We start from the raw sequence: 15018 nt of genomic DNA on the forward strand, positions 1-15018 counted from the left end.
GCCGTACACCGCGCCCTGGTCGACGCCGAACCCCCCCCCGGCCCACCCGGCGCCGCCGCAGCCGCCCCACCCGCAGCCGCCCGCCGCCCGGCCGGTCTCCACGCCGCCGCACCACCCGGCACACCCCGCCGCACCGGCCGCCCGGCCGGTCTCACCGCCGCCGCATCACCCGGCCCGGCCGGTGTCGCCGCCGCACGCCCCGCAGTACCCCGCCGCGCCGGCCGCCCGTCCCCTGCCACCACCGGCGGCTCCCGCCCCGGCCAAGCCGGCGCGGCCGCCGAAGCAGCGCCGGGGCAAGGCCGGGCCGCCGGTCGCGCCGCCGCCGGGCTGGCAGCAGCCGCCCAAGCGGACCCGCCGACGGCGTCGCTGGCCCTGGGTGCTGCTGCTCAGCGTCGCGTGCTGCTGCGGCCTGCCGCTGTGGTGGTTCCAGCCGATCTCCAGCCAGTACCCGGCCCGCGCCAGCCTCCCGGACCAGATCGACTCGATGCGGCTGCGCCAGGACGAGCGCAGCCAGGCCGCCGCCGAGGAGCTGAAGAGCCGGGTACGCGAGTCGAACCTGCTCGCCGAGGACACGTTCGCCGGTATCTACACGACGAGCGACGGCAAGCGGGTGACGTTGTTCGGCAGCACCGGCCTGCGGTTCAGCCCGGAGTCGGACGCCAAGGCGGAGATCGACCGCCTCGCCGGGGAGTACGCCCTGAAGGAGTCGGTGAAGGTGGAGACCGGCGTCCGGGGCCGGTACGCGCGCTGCGCGGTCGGCCGGGCGGACGGCGACTCGGTGGTGGTCTGCGCCTCGGCCGACCACGGCAGTCTGACCACAGGCGTGTTCACCCGGTTGTCCGTGGACGACAGTGGGCGGCTACTGAACGATCTGCGTCAGCGCGTGGTGGTGCCGAAGTCCTGACCGCTCAGGCGGTCTGCTCACCGGCGGCCTGGTCGGTGCGCTTCGGCGCGTAGCGCGGGACGTACTCCTGGCCGCTGAGCTTCTGGATCTCGGCCATCATCTCGTCGGTCATCGCGCGCAGCGACGTGCGGTCGTCGGGACGGCCGGTGAAGTCCAGCGGCTTGCCGAACTTGATGGTGATCTTGGCCCGGCCCGGTCGCGGGATCCGCGTACCGATCGGCTGGGCCTTGTCGGTGCCGGTCACGCCGACCGGGATGATCGGCACGCCGGCGGCGATGGCCAGCCGGACCGTGCCGGTACGCCCGCGGTAGAGCCGCCCGTCCGGCGAACGGGTGCCCTCCGGGTAGACGGCGACCAGGTCACCGGCCTTGAGCACCGGGATCGCCGCGTCGAACGCGGTGAGCGCGGCCCGCCCGCCGGCCCGCTCGACCGGGATCGCGCCCAGCCCGGTGAGCACGAACTTGGAGAAGCCGCCCTTGAGGCCGGTGCCCTTGAAGTACTCCGACTTGGCCCAGAACGCCAGGTGGCGGGGCACCACGGTGCCGAGCAGCAGCTCGTCGGCGACGGAGAGGTGGTTGCTGGCGAAGATCGCGCCGCCGGTCGCCGGGATGTGCTCCAAACCCTCCACGTGCGGACGGAAGGCCAACCGGAGCGCGGGCGCCACGGTGAGCTTGCCGATGGTGTAGAGCAGGGGCACGGGTCCTCCGGCGGTCGTACGTGAAACAGGCGCTGTCACGGTAGCCGACGCGGCCGTCCGTCACCGAGCGGGTGGCCCGCAGTCCACTCGCTGGGGCTGGGCCCTCCCCCACCACGGGGGCGGGGGAGGGCACCCGGTCCGGCTCAGACCTTCCGGACCGTCACTGTGACCCGCTCGCCGTCGCCGGCCTCGCCGGCGAAGCCGTCGAGCCCCTCGGCGAAGTCGATGCTGTCGGCCAGCACCTCCCGGGCCACGAACTCGGTGTACGCGGCGACCGCCGCGCGTACCTCCTCGGAGGCGGAGACGGCCACCGTGATCCGGTCCGACACGTCCAGGTCGGCGTCGCGGCGTGCCTGCTGCACGACCCGGACCACGTCCCGGGCCAGCCCTTCGGCGGCCAGCTCCGGCGTGACCTCGGTGTCCAGCACGACCACGCCCTCACCGCCTGGTAGCGGCGCGGAGTGCTCGGCGTCGGCGGCGACCAGGCGCAGCTCGTACTCGCCCTCGGCGAGCGTGACCCCGGCGGCGACCGGGGCGCCGTCGCGCAGCTCCCACTCCCCCGCCTTGACCGCCTTGATCACCTGCTGGACGGCCTTGCCGACGCGCGGGCCGAGCGCCCGCGGCACCACGGTGAGGACCTGCTGGCAGTACGCGGACACCTCGTCGGTGAGCACTACCTCCTTCACGTTGACCTCGTCGGCGACCAGGTCGGCGAAGGGCCGCAGCTGGGCGGCGACGGGCGAGGCCACTGTCAGCTTCGCCAGCGGCAGCCGTACCCGCAGGCCCTTGGCCTTGCGCAGGGACAGCGCCGCCGAGGCGACCGACCGCACGTTGTCCATCGCGGAGACCAGCTCGTGGTCGGCCGGGAACCCGTCCGCCCGCGGCCAGTCGGTCAGGTGCACCGACCGCTCGCCGGTCAGCCCGCGCCAGATCTCCTCGGCGGTCAGCGGCGCCAGCGGCGCCACCACCCGGCACAGCGTCTCCAGCACCGTCGAGAGCGTGTCGAACGCGTCCGCGTCGCCGGCCCAGAACCGGTCCCGGGACCGGCGCACGTACCAGTTGGTCAGCGCGTCCAGGTAGGACCGCACGGTGGCGCACGCGCCGGAGATGTCGTACGCGTCCATCTGCTCGCCGACGGTCGCCACCAGCTCGTTCGTCTTCGCCAGCACGTACCGGTCGAGCACGTGCGTGGAGTCGGTACGGCGACGCGCGGTGTAGCCGTCGGCGTTGGCGTAGAGCGAGAAGAAGTACCAGACGTTCCACAGCGGCAGCAGCACCTGGCGCACCGCGTCCCGGATCAGCGACTCGGTGACCGCCATGTCGCCGCCGCGCAGCACCGGCGAGGACATCAGCATCCACCGCATCGCGTCCGACCCGTAGGAGTCGAAGACGTGGTAGACGTCCGGGTAGTTGCGCAGGCTCTTGGACATCTTGCGGCCGTCCGAGCCGAGCAGGATGCCGTGGCTGATGCAGTTGCGGAACGCCGGCCTGTCGAACAGCGCGGTGGCCAGCACGTGCATGGTGTAGAACCAGCCGCGGGTCTGCCCGATGTACTCGACGATGAAGTCACCCGGGTAGTGGTGCTCGAACCACTCGCGGTTGGAGAACGGGTAGTGCACCTGGGCGAACGGCATCGAGCCGGACTCGAACCAGCAGTCCAGCACCTCCGGCACCCGGCGCATCATCGACTTGCCCGTCGGGTCGTCCGGGTTGGGACGGACCAGGTCGTCCACCGTCGGCCGGTGCAAGTCGGTCAGGCGTACGCCGAAGTCACGCTCGATGTCGGCCAGCGACCCGTACACGTCCACCCGCGGGTAGTTCGGGTCGTCGGAGCGCCACACCGGGATCGGCGAGCCCCAGAACCGGTTCCGGCTGATCGACCAGTCGCGGGCGTTGGCCAGCCACTTGCCGAACGAGCCGTCCTTGATGTGCCCGGGCGTCCAGTTGATCTGCTGGTTCAGCTCGACCATCCGGTCCTTGAACTTCGTCACCGCGACGAACCAGGACGACACCGCCTTGTAGACCAGCGGGGTGTCGCAGCGCCAGCAGTGCGGGTAGGAGTGGGTGTAGGTGTCCTGCCGCAGCACCACGCCCCGCTCCTTGAGTTCCCGGATCACCGGCTTGTTCACGTCGAAGACCTGCTCGCCCTGGTACGGCGGCACCAGCGCGGTGAACCGGGTGTGGTCGTCCACGGTCACGACGGTGGGGATGCCGGCGGCGTTGCAGACGTTCTGGTCGTCCTCACCGAACGCGGGGGCGAGGTGGGCGATCCCGGTGCCGTCCTCGGTGGTGACGAAGTCCGCGGCGAGCACCTGGTAGGCGTTCTCCCCGGCCGGCTCGACCAGGAAGTCGAACAGCGGCGTGTAGCGACGCCCGACCAGGTCCCGGCCGTACACCGTGCCGACCTGCTCGTACCCCTCCAGCTCCTTGGCGTACGCGCCGAGGCGCGCGGCGCCGACGACGTAGCGCTCACCGTCGCGTTCCAGCACCGCGTACTCGATGTCGGGGCCGACGGCGAGCGCCAGGTTCGACGGCAGCGTCCACGGCGTGGTGGTCCACACGCCCAGCTTCACCGGCCCGCGCAGCAGCTCGGGGGCGGCGTCGTCGGCGGCCAGCTCGAACCACACCGTCAGCGTCGGGTCGTGCCGGTCCCGGTAGACGTCGTCCATCCGGGTCTCGGTGTTCGACAGCGGGGTCTCGCACCGCCAGCAGTACGCCAGCACCCGGAAGCCCTCGTAGACCAGGCCCTTGTCGTGCAGGGTCTTGAAGGCCCACATGACGCTTTCCATGTAGTCCAGGTCGAGCGTCTTGTAGTCGTTGGCGAAGTCGACCCAGCGGGCCTGCCGGGTGACGTACCGCTCCCAGTCGTGCGTGAACTCCAGCACGGAGGTGCGGCAGGCGTCGTTGAACCGGGCCACGCCGAGGTCGAGGATCTCCGCCTTGGTGGTGATGCCGAGCTGCTTCTCGGCCACCACCTCGGCGGGCAGGCCGTGGCAGTCCCAGCCGAACCGGCGCTCGACGCGCCGGCCGCGCATGGTCTGGTAGCGCGGCACCACGTCCTTGACGTAGCCGGTGAACAGGTGGCCGTAGTGCGGCAGGCCGTTGGCGAACGGGGGGCCGTCGTAGAAGACGTACTCGTTCTCGCCGTCGCGGCCGGCGTCGCGGGCCTCGACGGACGCCTCGAAGGTCTTGTCGGCCGTCCAGTGCTCCAGGACCCGGCGCTCGACCGCGGGCAGGTCCGGGCTCGCCGGGACACCGGCGCCGGACGGGTCGTGCAACGGATAGGCCATCGCCTGTCGCTCCTCAGCAGCTCACTCGTCTGTGCTCTGCGAGGACGAGCCGGATCCGGTACGCCGTGACCGGCGTCCCGGGCGTGGCCCGCGGTACCACCCCGCTTGGCGGCCGAGGTGCGACCGCCCGCTCGTTGGCCGGCTGTGACGGGCCGTCCCGTCCGGTTCTACTGGGCCGGTCACCCGGCTGTTCCTCCGGAGGCTCACCGGTGATGGCCGGGTCGTCGCCTGTGCGTTCAAGCGTACTCGACCCCCTGCCCGCCGTGCCGCGCCGCCGGGTATTCCACTGCCCGGCGAGGTGTCAGCGGCGCGACGGGGCCGGGAGGGTGGTGGTCCAGAGCGAGGCGCCGGAGCGGTCCCGCAGGTGGACCGTCAGAGCCGCCGACGGGCCGTCGATCGTGACCTCGCCGAAGTGCTGGAAGCCCTCGGCCGGGGAGGTGTTGGCGCGCGGCGGGGCGTGCACGAACACCGCCTTCGGGCCGAACGTGCCGTCCAGCGCGTTCGGGCCGAATGCGCCCGCGTGCGCCGGGCCGGAGACGAACTCCCAGAACGGGCTGAAGTCCCGCACCGCCGCACGGGCCGGGTCGTAGTGGTGGGCGGCGGTGTAGTGCACGTCGGCGGTGAGGAACACCAGTCCGGTCACCCCGGCCCGGTGCGAGGCGCGCAGAACCTCGGCGAACTCCAGCTCCCGGCCGGCCGGCGCGCCGTGGTCGCCCTGCGCCACGCCCTCCTGGGCGTCTGCCCCGTCCGGCACCACCACGCCGATCGGCAGGTCGTTGGCGATCACCTTCCAGGTGGCCCGGGACGCGCGCAGCTCCCGGATCAGCCACTCCCGCTGCGCCCTGCCGAGCAGCCCCCGGTTGCGGTCGGCGTACGTGTTGCCGTCGTTCGGGTCCTTGTAGGTGCGCATGTCCAGCACGAACACGTCCAGCAGCGGCCCGTACGACAGCTTGCGGTACATCGGCCCGCCGGCCGGCACCGGCAGCCACTCGTGGAACGCCTGCCGGGCCCGGGCGGCGAGCACGTCCACCCGCTTCTCGCCGTACCGCTCGTCGGTCAGGATCTCCCCCGGGTACCAGTTGTTCACCACCTCGTGGTCGTCCCACTGGTTGATCTGCGGCACCTCGGCGGCGAACGCCCGCAGGTGCTCGTCGAGCAGGTTGTACGCGAACTGCCCCCGGTACTCGGCGAGCGTCTCGGCCACCTTGCTCTTCTCCGGCGTCACCAGGTTGCGCCAGGTGCGCCCGTCCGGCAACACCACGCTCTCGGTCAGCGGGCCGTCGGCGTACACGGTGTCGCCGCTGCACAGGAAGAAGTCCGGGCGGCGCTCCCGCATGGCCCGGAAGATCGCCAGCCCGTCGAAGTCGGGGCTGATCCCCCAGCCCTGCCCGACGATGTCGCCGGTCCACACGAACCGCACGTCACGCCGCTGCTGCCGCCCGGGGGCGGTGGCGAACGAGCCGGTCAGCGGCTCGCTGCACAGGCCGTGCCGGTCCAGGCTCTCCACCCGTACCCGGTAGTGCAGCCGCTGGCCCGCGGGCAGGCCGCGCAGGCGGACCTTGCCGGTGAGGTCGCCGGTGGGGTCGACCACCGGGCCGCGCACCAGGCGGGCGCCGCGCAGGTCCGGCCGGCGGCTCACCTCGACCAGCATCCGGCCGGGCCGGTCCGCGCGGGTCCAGACCAGCGCCGAGTCGGCGGTCACGTCGCCGCTCTGCACGCCGTGGGTGAGCAGCGGCCGGCCGCCGGGCCGCAGGCCGGGTGCGGCGGGCGCGCCGGGCGCGCCGAGCAGCGCGCCGCCGGCGACTCCGGCGCCGGCGACCAGGCCGGCGCGGAGCAGGGTACGTCGATCGATGTGCGTCATGGGTTCTCCCGGTCTCGGCAGTGTCGCCAGCCCGGTCTACCGGCCGCAGGTGGCCGGGAACTCCGGTCGAGGTGACCGGAACGTCAACGATTGTTGTCGGCCCGGCCATGACCACCGTCACACCGCAGGCGCGTCACGCCGCGCCCGCCGTGCCCCGTCCTCTGCGCGTACCCCAACCAACGAGGAGGCGGCGATGAGCCGGATGGACATGGCGGCGGTGGCGCCGGAGGCGTACCAGGCCGTGCTGGGCCTGGAGAAGTACGTCCGGACGAACGTGGACCACACCGTGCTGGAGCTGGTGAAGCTGCGGGCGTCGATGCTCAACGGCTGTGCGTTCTGCGTGGACATGCACAGCCGGGAGGCGCTGGGGGCCGGGGAGGACAGCCGCCGGCTGTTCGCGGTCGCGGCGTGGCGGGAGGCGCCGTTCTTCGACGAGCGGGAGCGGGCCGCGCTGGCCCTCACCGACGCGGTGACCCGGCTCGGCGAGCACGGCGTGCCGGACGACGTCTGGGACGGCGCGGCGAAGGTGTGGTCGGAGAAGGAACTGGCCGACCTGGTGGTGGCGATCGCCACCATCAACGTGTGGAACCGGGTCGCGGTGACCTGCCGGACGCAGCCGCCGGCGCAGGTCTGATCGCTGACACACGACGGCCCCGGTCCCGCCAGGAGCGGGCCGGGGCCGTCGGCGCGTCGGTCAGGCCAGCTCGGGGAACCAGAGCGCGATCTCGCGCTTGGCGCTGTCCGCCGAGTCGGAGGCGTGCACCAGGTTCTCCCGGTTCGACAGCGACAGGTCGCCCCGGATCGTGCCGGCGGCGGCCTTGCGGCCGTCGGTGCTGCCGATCATGGCGCGCACCACCTCGATCACCTGGTCGCCGGAGAGCACCAGCGCCACGAGCGGGCCGCTGGTCATGAACGTCTTCAGCGGCGGGTAGAACGGCTTGTCGACGTGCTCGGCGTAGTGCTGGTCGGCGAAGTCGCCGTCCATGGTCCGGCTCACCATCGCGTCGATCCGCAGGCCCTTGCGCTCGAAACGGGACAGGATCTCGCCCACCAGACCGCGGCGCACCGCGTCGGGCTTGATCAGTACGAGCGTCCGCTCGTCCGGGCTGCTGCTGGACACGCTGGTTTCCTCCTGCGCACTCAAACGGGGTCGGCTGGGTACGGTCAGCGTAGCGACCCGGTCCCGGCGCCGGCGCGGCGGCTGCGTCTTCCCTGGCCCGCCGTGGCGGCCTAGCCTGGCCCTGGAACCCCTGGGAGGTCCACTGTGGCGAATGGCGGGAACCGCACGATCGCGCCGGTACGCAAACTGATCGGCACGGTGCTGGGCACCGTCGCCACCTTCGTGACGGTGTTCGGGCTGGGCATGACCAGCTGGGCCATCGTGGCGCTCGGCGTCGCGCTGCTGGTGCTGGCGATCGCGCTGGCCACGGTACGCGGCGGCGGTCGCACCTGGGTGATCGGGCTGGGGCACGTGCACAGCGCCTCCGAACCACCCACCCAGTACGCGTTCGGCCGCTGCGAGCTGCAACTGGTGATCGACGCGCCCGGATTGCCGCCCCGGTCCAAGAAGATCATCGAGCCTCGGGTGCCGGTCGCCAAGTGGCCCTCACTCGGCCAGGCGCTGCCGGTCCGGGTGGCGCTGGACGACCAGCGGCACGTGCGCGTCCTCTGGGACGAGGTGCCCACCCACGCGGAGACCGCCGCCGCGGTGGCCGACCTGCCGCCCGAGTACGACACCCCGGACCCGCTGGACGAGCCGCTGATCGCGCAGGAGGCGCCGCCGTGGGCCGGGCGCGCGCCCGAGGACGACTTCCGCGACGACTACCCGCCCGCGCCGGAGGAGTACCTGGACGACGTGCCGCCCCGGGCCGAGGAGCGCGAGCCGGTGGTGCTGCACCAGAGCCCCAGCGGCCGGATGGTGCTGGAGGGGCAGCTCGTCGAACCGGCAGCCGCCGGCCCGCTCCCCCGCCGCGCCCCGGCACCCCGCGTCCCGGCCGAGGAGCCGATCGGCGCCCCGGCACCCGACAGCACGCGCGCCGAGGCGGCCGACACCATTCCCGTCGAGACCGTGCCCGACCCGATCGACGTGCCGCTGGACGACCCGGCGGACGCGCCCCGGCGCTCCGACACCCCGCCCACCGCCGAGGAACTGGACGAGGCCATCTTCGGCCCGTCCGCCTCGTCCGGCCCGGCGGACGCGGCCGAGCCGGACGGGCTGGGCAGCCCGATCAGCGGCGTCGGCATCACCCTGCTCGTCACCGACCTGGACCGGTCCCTCGACTTCTACCGCGAACTCGGCTTCGACGAGCTGGACCGGGGCGAGGGCAACGCCGTGCTCGCCTCCGGGCCGACCCGGCTGGTGCTGCGCCGGGTCACCGGCGCCGCCCCGATCAGCCGCCGGCTGGTGCACGTCAACCTCGAGGTGGACGACATCCAGGGCGCGTACGAGCGGCTGCGCGAATCGGGCGTCCGGTTCACGTACGCGCCGCGCGTGGTCAACCGGGGCACCAAGCTGGAGGTGTGGGCGGCGGCCTTCCGCGACCCCGACGGTCACGGCGTCGCCCTGACCCAGTGGCGCACCCTCGCCGAGGTGTAAGGAAGGGCCCCTTCTTAACGCCTCAGGTAGAGGAAGGGGCCCTTCTTAACACAACACCGCGCGGCACCGCGCCGCGCGCGACGGCGCTCAGCCGAGGATGACCCGCCGCACGTGCAGCGCGTACGCCCACACCAGCGCGAACATCACCCCGAGCGCGAACAGCGACCAGTGCAGCAGCCCGGAGAGCAGCAGCAGACCCTGAAGCACCGTGCCGGCGTGCCACGCCCACGGTCGGCGCATCAGGCCGGCCAGCACCACGCAGGCGACCGCCAGCGCCACGATCGCGCCGATCGCCGCGCCGCTCAGGTCACCGCCGACCACCCGGATCGGCTGGATGGCCAGCAGCAGCACCAGCGCCTCCAGCGCCATCGTGCCGGCGCCCAGTCCACGTACCGCCTTGTCCGGGTTCCGGAGCCCGGACCGCCGCTCGCCGCCCGCCTGCTCCGGACCGGCCTGGCCCTCCGGCGTGTCGCCGGCCGCCGGTTCAGGGCCCGGGCCATGCTGCGGGCCGGTCATCGCTTGAGCAGCCGGCGGGCGTCGGCCACTGTCACCACCGATCCGGTGACCAGCACGCCCACCCCGGCCAGCTCACCCGGCACGTCGGACTCGGCCTCCGCCACCGCCGCCTCGATCGCGTCGGGCATCTCCCGGGTCACCTGCACGCGCTCCGGCCCGAAGATCTCCCGCGCCAGCGCGGCCAGCTCGTCCACCGGCATCGCCCGGGGCGAGCTGTTCTCCGCCACCACGATCGAGTCGAGCACCGGTTCGAGCAGTTCCAGCAGGCTCGCCGCGTCCTTGTCGCCGAGCACCGCCAGCACGCCGACCAGCTTGCTGAACGCGAACTCCTCCTGCAGCGCGGCCACCGTGGCGGCCATGCCGTGCGGGTTGTGCGCGCCGTCGAGCAGCACCGTCGGTGCGGTCCGTACCCGCTCCAGCCGGCCCGGCGAGCTGGTCGCGGCGAAGCCCTCCCGGACCGCCTCGATGTCGAGCTGCCGCCGGGCCCCGGCGCCGAGGAACGCCTCCACGGCGGCCAGCGCCACCGCCGCGTTCTGCGCCTGGTGCGCGCCGTGCAGCGGGATGAAGATCTCCTCGTACACGCCGCCCAGGCCCTGGATGGTCAGCACCTGGCCGCCGACGGCGACCGCGCGGCGCAGCACGCCGAACTCGGCACCCTCCCGGGCGACGGTGGCGTTGACCTCGGCGCAGCGTTCCAGGATCGGGCGGGCCGCCTCCTCCTCCTGCGCCGCCGCGATCACCGTGGCGCCGGGGTGGATGATGCCGGCCTTGTGCAGCGCGATGTCCTCGATCGTGTCGCCGAGCCACTCGGTGTGGTCCAGCCCGATCGGGGTGATCACGGCGACGCCGGCCTGGATGACGTTCGTCGCGTCCTCCGCGCCGCCGAGCCCGACCTCCACCACGGCCACGTCGACCGGGGCGTCGGCGAACGTGGCGAACGCCAGCGCCGTGGTCATGTCGAAGTACGTCAGCGGCTCGGCGAACCGCTGGTCGACCAGCTCGGCCAGCGGCGCGATCTCCCGGTACGTGGACACGAACCGCTCCTCGCTCACCGCCTCGCCGTCCAGGCTGATCCGCTCCCGGACGGTCTCCAGGTGCGGGCTGGTGTAGCGGCCGGTGTGCAGCCCGAACGCCCGCAGCAGCGAGTCGATCATCCGGGCCGTCGAGGTCTTGCCGTTGGTGCCGGTCAGATGAATCGACGGGTACGCCCGCTGCGGGCTGCCCAGCAGGTCGAGCAGGGTTTCGATCTTCTCCAGCTCGAAGTGCATCCGGGTGAAGCCGCGCGCGTTGAGCGCGGCCTCCACCTCGGCGAACGCGCTGCGGTCGGTGCGGTCGGTGCGGTCGCTCACGAGGGCAGCGCCTCCAGGGCGGCGTCGATCCGGACCAGGTCCGCCTCGGCCACCGCCAGCCGTTCGCGGATCTTCGCCACCACCGGCTCGGGCGCCTTGCCGACGAACGCCGGATTGTCCAGCTTCGCCCGCGCCTGGGTGGCCTCCTTCTCGGCCGCCGCCCGGTCCTTGGTGAGCCGGGCGCGCTCGGCGGCCACGTCGATCGAGCCGCGGGTGTCCAGCGCGACGCTGACCGCGCCGGGCATGGCCAGCGTGGCGCTGGCCTGGAAGTCGTCGCCGGGCGCGTCGAGCCGGGCCAGCGAGCGCACCAGCGGCTCGTGCGCCGCGATGCCCGCGCCGGTCAGGCCGTCGAGCCGCGCGGCGACCCGCTGGGTCGGCCGCAGCCCCTGGTCCGACCGGAACCGCCGGACCTCGGTCACCACCCGCTGGAGGGTGGCGACTTCGCCTTCCGCGGCGTCGTCGACGAGGGTACGGTCGGCGACCGGCCAGGACGCCGTCAGCACGGTCTCGCCGCCGCTCAGCGCGGACCACAGCTCGTCGGTGACGAACGGGATGACCGGGTGCAGCAGCCGCAGGAGCTGGTCCAGCACGTGCCCGAGCACCCGCCGGGTGGCGTCGGCAGCCGGCCCGCCCTCGGCCAGCACCGGCTTGCTCAGCTCCACGTACCAGTCGCAGACGTCGTCCCACGCGAAGTGGTAGAGCAGGTCGCAGACCTTCGCGAACTCGTACGCCTCGAACTGCTCGTCCACCTCGGCGGTGACGTGCGCCAGCCGGGACAGGATCCACCTGTCGACGGTGGAGAGGTCGGCGGCGTCCGGCAGCGGGCCGCCGGTGTGCGCGCCGTTGAGCAGCGCGAACCGGGTGGCGTTCCAGAGCTTGTTGCAGAAGTTGCGGGAGCCCTGGCACCACTCCTCGCTGACCGGCACGTCCTGACCGGGGTTCGCGCCGCGGGCCAGCGTGAACCGGGTGGCGTCGGCGCCGAACCGGTCGATCCAGTCCAGCGGGTCCACCACGTTGCCGAACGACTTCGACATCTTCTTGCCGTGCTCGTCGCGGACCATGCCGTGCAGCGCCACCACGTCGAACGGCTGCACGCCGTCCATCGCGTACAGGCCGAACATCATCATCCGGGCGACCCAGAAGAACAGGATGTCGTAGCCGGTGACCAGCACGCTGGTCGGGTAGAACTTCGCCAGGTCCGGGGTGCGCTCGGGCCAGCCGAGCGTGGAGAACGGCCACAGGCCGCTGGAGAACCAGGTGTCCAGCACGTCCTCGTCCTGCCGCCAGCCCTCGCCGGACGGCGGTTCCTCGTCCGGGCCGACGCAGACGATCTCGCCGTCCGGGCCGTACCAGACGGGGATGCGGTGACCCCACCACAGCTGGCGGGAGATGCACCAGTCGTGCATGTTGTCGACCCAGGCGAAGTAGCGCTTGGCCAGCTCGGCCGGCTCGATCGCCACCCGGCCGTCGCGCACCGCGTCGCCGGCGGCCTTCGCGAGCGGCCCGGTGTTGACGAACCACTGCAGCGACAGCCGCGGCTCGACAGTCGTCTTGCAGCGCGAGCAGTGCCCCACCGCGTGCAGGTACGGCCGCTTCTCGGCCACGATCCGGCCCTGCTCGCGCAGCGCCGCGACGATCGCCGGGCGGGCCTCGTACCGGTCCAGGCCCTCGAACGGGCCGGGCGCGGTGATGATCCCGCGCTCGTCCATGATCGTCAGCGAGGGCAGGTCGTGCCGCTGGCCGATCTCGAAGTCGTTCGGGTCGTGCGCCGGGGTCACCTTGACCATGCCGGTGCCGAAGCTCGGGTCGACGTGCTCGTCGGCGACGATCGGGATCCGCCGGTCGGTGAGCGGAAGCTCCACCTCGGTGCCGATCAGGTGCCGGTACCGCTCGTCGTCCGGGTGCACCGCCACCGCGGTGTCACCGAGCATCGTCTCGGCACGGGTGGTGGCCACCACCACCTCGTCGCCGTAGCGGATCGAGACCAGCTCGCCCTCGTCGTCGGTGTGCTCCACCTCGATGTCGGACAGCGCGGTGAGGCAACGCGGGCACCAGTTGATGATCCGGTTGGCCCGGTAGATGAGCCCGTCGTCGAAGAGCTTCTTGAACATGGTCTGCACGGCCCGGGACAGGCCCTCGTCCATGGTGAAACGCTCGCGGTCCCAGTCGACGGCGTCGCCGAGCCGGCGCATCTGGCCCAGGATCGCGCCGCCGGACTCGGCCTTCCACTGCCAGACCCGCTCGACGAACTTCTCCCGGCCGAGGTCGTGGCGGGACAGCCCCTCACCGGCGAGCTGCCGCTCGACCAGGTTCTGGGTGGCGATGCCGGCGTGGTCCATGCCCGGCAGCCACAGCGCCTCGTACCCCTGCATCTTCTTGCGCCGGGTGAGCGCGTCCATGAGCGTGTGCTCGAACGCGTGGCCCATGTGCAGCGAGCCGGTGACGTTGGGCGGCGGGATGACGATGGTGAACGGTGGCTTCTCGCTGTCCGCCGACGCCCGGAAGTGTCCGCCGGCTACCCACTGCTCGTACCGTCGCTGCTCTACCTCGCCGGGCTGGTACTGGCCGGCGAGGGTCGGGGCGTCGGGGCGTCGGGCATCCAGTCTCTCGGTCACCCTGAAAGTCTACGGAGCGCTTTCGAGGACCTGACGTGCGCCACCGGTGATTCGCGTACGGTGGCGGTCATGTCCGACGCGCATCTCACCGAGCGCCCGGTCGACGGGGGTTCCGATCCGGTCGAGCTGACCGAAGAGCCGATCGAGCTGAGCCGCCGCGACCCCGCGCAGGAGCCCGAACGCCGGCCCGTCTCCCGGCGCCGGAAGATCGTCCTCGCCGCCCTGCTGGCGGCCGGCCTGGCCGGCGCCGGCGTGCTCGGCCTCGGTGGATGGCGGGTGCTCCAGCAGAAGGACACCACTCTCGGCCAGCCCACCGAGGTCGCCGGGCTGGTACGCGACGACAGCGAGCGGGCCCGCAGCACCGCCGACTACCTGCGCGACGGGCTCGCCGCGGACATCGAGCTGGACCGCGGCTACGGTGCCGTCTACTCCGACCGCGGGGACGCCAAGCGCTCGGTGTTGCTGTTCGGCGGCACCACGCTGCTCTGGCAGCCCGAACGCGACCTGGACACCCTGTTCGGGCTGATGGCCGACGAGACCGGCCGGGTGGCGGGCCTGCGCGAGGTGGACGCCGGCCGCCTGGGCGGCGTGATGAAGTGCGGTACGACAAGCGGCGACGGCGGTGACTTCGCGGTGTGCGGGTGGGCCGACCACGGCAGCGTGGTGATGGGCATGTTCCCGGGCCGGACGGTCGACGCCGCCGCAGCCCTGTTCCGGGACATCCGAGAGTCCGTCCAGACGCGCTGATCCGTGAACTCGGCGGGCACTCGTCCACGCCAGTGCGGCGAGGTGACCGCACCCGCCCCGTCACGTCGCCGTGGTGACGGGTGCCTGTCCCCTCTCTGGTGACCGCTCCCCGCAATGGCGGCCCGGTTCGCCATTCCGGGGAGGTTGCTGGATCCGGGGCAGTTCGTTGCAGCCATTACGGCGTAGTGGTGGCCGGTTCGGCGGTTCGGGGAAGTGGTGGGTGGTCCACCGTTCACGCGCGCCGGCATGAGGGCCGGTTTTCGGGGTGGACGCGTTTCAGGGCCACCCCCGTGAGGGGTGGCCCTGAAACGAAAGGTTGTCCGGCGGTGTCCTACTCTCCCACACCCTCCCGAGTGCAGTACCATCGGCGCTGGAGGGCTTAGCTTCCGGGTTCGGAATGTGACCGGGCGTTTCCCCTCCGCCATGACCGCCGTAACTCTATG

At 72.6% G+C, this 15018-nt stretch carries 10 protein-coding genes, 1 rRNA gene and 1 pseudogene; 4 read left to right on the forward strand and 8 right to left on the reverse strand.

Translation table 11 applies throughout. The features are described 5' to 3' along the window. Positions 1-904 (forward strand): annotated as a pseudogene (locus tag KBX43_RS31770) (hypothetical protein); the annotation flags it as partial. A 4-nt stretch (positions 905-908) separates the two neighbouring features. Here KBX43_RS31770 and KBX43_RS30980 read toward each other — a convergent pair. The 3 genes from KBX43_RS30980 to KBX43_RS30990 form a co-directional block, all read right to left on the reverse strand. Then, the gene (locus tag KBX43_RS30980; RefSeq protein ID WP_043328967.1) at positions 909-1601 is read right to left on the reverse strand and encodes a 1-acyl-sn-glycerol-3-phosphate acyltransferase; all 693 of its coding nucleotides are present in this window, start codon (positions 1599-1601) and stop codon (positions 909-911) included. Positions 1602-1744: 143 nt separating this feature from the next. Further along, the gene (ileS, locus tag KBX43_RS30985) at positions 1745-4891 is read right to left on the reverse strand and encodes an isoleucine--tRNA ligase (RefSeq protein WP_210888581.1); all 3147 of its coding nucleotides are present in this window, start codon (positions 4889-4891) and stop codon (positions 1745-1747) included. A 301-nt stretch (positions 4892-5192) separates the two neighbouring features. Beyond that, the gene (locus tag KBX43_RS30990) at positions 5193-6752 is read right to left on the reverse strand and encodes an alkaline phosphatase (RefSeq protein WP_113972702.1); all 1560 of its coding nucleotides are present in this window, start codon (positions 6750-6752) and stop codon (positions 5193-5195) included. A gap of 193 nt (positions 6753-6945) precedes the next feature. Here KBX43_RS30990 and KBX43_RS30995 point away from each other — a divergent pair, with 193 nt between their 5' ends. Next, the gene (locus tag KBX43_RS30995; RefSeq protein WP_043328964.1) at positions 6946-7386 is read left to right on the forward strand and encodes a carboxymuconolactone decarboxylase family protein; all 441 of its coding nucleotides are present in this window, start codon (positions 6946-6948) and stop codon (positions 7384-7386) included. A gap of 60 nt (positions 7387-7446) precedes the next feature. On the opposite strand, the gene ndk is transcribed toward KBX43_RS30995, so the two are convergent. Next, on the reverse strand, positions 7447-7872 hold the full coding sequence (ndk, locus tag KBX43_RS31000) for a nucleoside-diphosphate kinase (protein WP_030503075.1): 426 nt from the start codon (positions 7870-7872) through the stop codon (positions 7447-7449). Positions 7873-8016: 144 nt separating this feature from the next. On the opposite strand from ndk, the gene KBX43_RS31005 reads away from it, so the two are divergent. Continuing rightward, entirely contained in the window at positions 8017-9348 is a 1332-nt protein-coding gene (locus KBX43_RS31005) for a VOC family protein (RefSeq protein WP_069087998.1), read from the forward strand. 87 nt (positions 9349-9435) lie between these two features. On the opposite strand, the gene KBX43_RS31010 is transcribed toward KBX43_RS31005, so the two are convergent. The 3 genes from KBX43_RS31010 to KBX43_RS31020 all read right to left on the reverse strand — a co-directional run bounded on the left by KBX43_RS31010 (position 9436) and on the right by KBX43_RS31020 (position 13828). Continuing rightward, complete coding sequence (locus KBX43_RS31010; protein ID WP_187694082.1) at positions 9436-9864, reverse strand: DUF4233 domain-containing protein; 429 nt, start codon at positions 9862-9864, stop codon at positions 9436-9438. Then, a complete protein-coding gene (locus KBX43_RS31015; RefSeq protein WP_222949356.1) occupies positions 9861-11132 on the reverse strand; it encodes a folylpolyglutamate synthase/dihydrofolate synthase family protein in 1272 nt (423 codons plus the stop codon). Before KBX43_RS31015 ends, KBX43_RS31010 begins: the two co-directional genes overlap by 4 nt. Before the next feature lie 77 nt (positions 11133-11209). Then, positions 11210-13828 carry a valine--tRNA ligase gene (locus tag KBX43_RS31020; RefSeq protein WP_113972704.1) on the reverse strand — a complete coding sequence of 873 codons (2619 nt, stop codon included), beginning with the start codon at positions 13826-13828 and terminating at the stop codon, positions 11210-11212. Between the two features lie 69 nt (positions 13829-13897). Between KBX43_RS31020 and KBX43_RS31025 the strand changes: the two genes are divergently transcribed. Continuing rightward, entirely contained in the window at positions 13898-14575 is a 678-nt protein-coding gene (locus tag KBX43_RS31025) for a hypothetical protein (RefSeq protein ID WP_043331013.1), read from the forward strand. 318 nt (positions 14576-14893) lie between these two features. On the opposite strand, the gene rrf is transcribed toward KBX43_RS31025, so the two are convergent. Further along, positions 14894-15010, reverse strand: a 5S ribosomal RNA gene (gene rrf, locus KBX43_RS31030). Positions 15011-15018: the final 8 nt, after the last annotated feature.

The sequence above is a fragment of the Micromonospora sp. C41 genome (assembly GCF_018070485.1).
GTDB lineage: Bacteria > Actinomycetota > Actinomycetes > Mycobacteriales > Micromonosporaceae > Micromonospora > Micromonospora chalcea.

What these genes read in the sequence shown, in the direction of transcription:
- KBX43_RS30990 (WP_113972702.1), bottom strand. Translation starts at nt 6,752, where the DNA reads ATGACGCACATCGATCGACGTACCCTGCTCCGCGCCGGCCTGGTCGCC.
- KBX43_RS31025 (WP_043331013.1), top strand. Translation starts at nt 13,898, where the DNA reads ATGTCCGACGCGCATCTCACCGAGCGCCCGGTCGACGGGGGTTCCGAT.
- KBX43_RS31010 (WP_187694082.1), bottom strand. Translation starts at nt 9,864, where the DNA reads ATGACCGGCCCGCAGCATGGCCCGGGCCCTGAACCGGCGGCCGGCGAC.
- KBX43_RS30995 (WP_043328964.1), top strand. Translation starts at nt 6,946, where the DNA reads ATGAGCCGGATGGACATGGCGGCGGTGGCGCCGGAGGCGTACCAGGCC.
- KBX43_RS31015 (WP_222949356.1), bottom strand. Translation starts at nt 11,132, where the DNA reads ATGCACTTCGAGCTGGAGAAGATCGAAACCCTGCTCGACCTGCTGGGC.
- ileS (WP_210888581.1), bottom strand. Translation starts at nt 4,891, where the DNA reads ATGGCCTATCCGTTGCACGACCCGTCCGGCGCCGGTGTCCCGGCGAGC.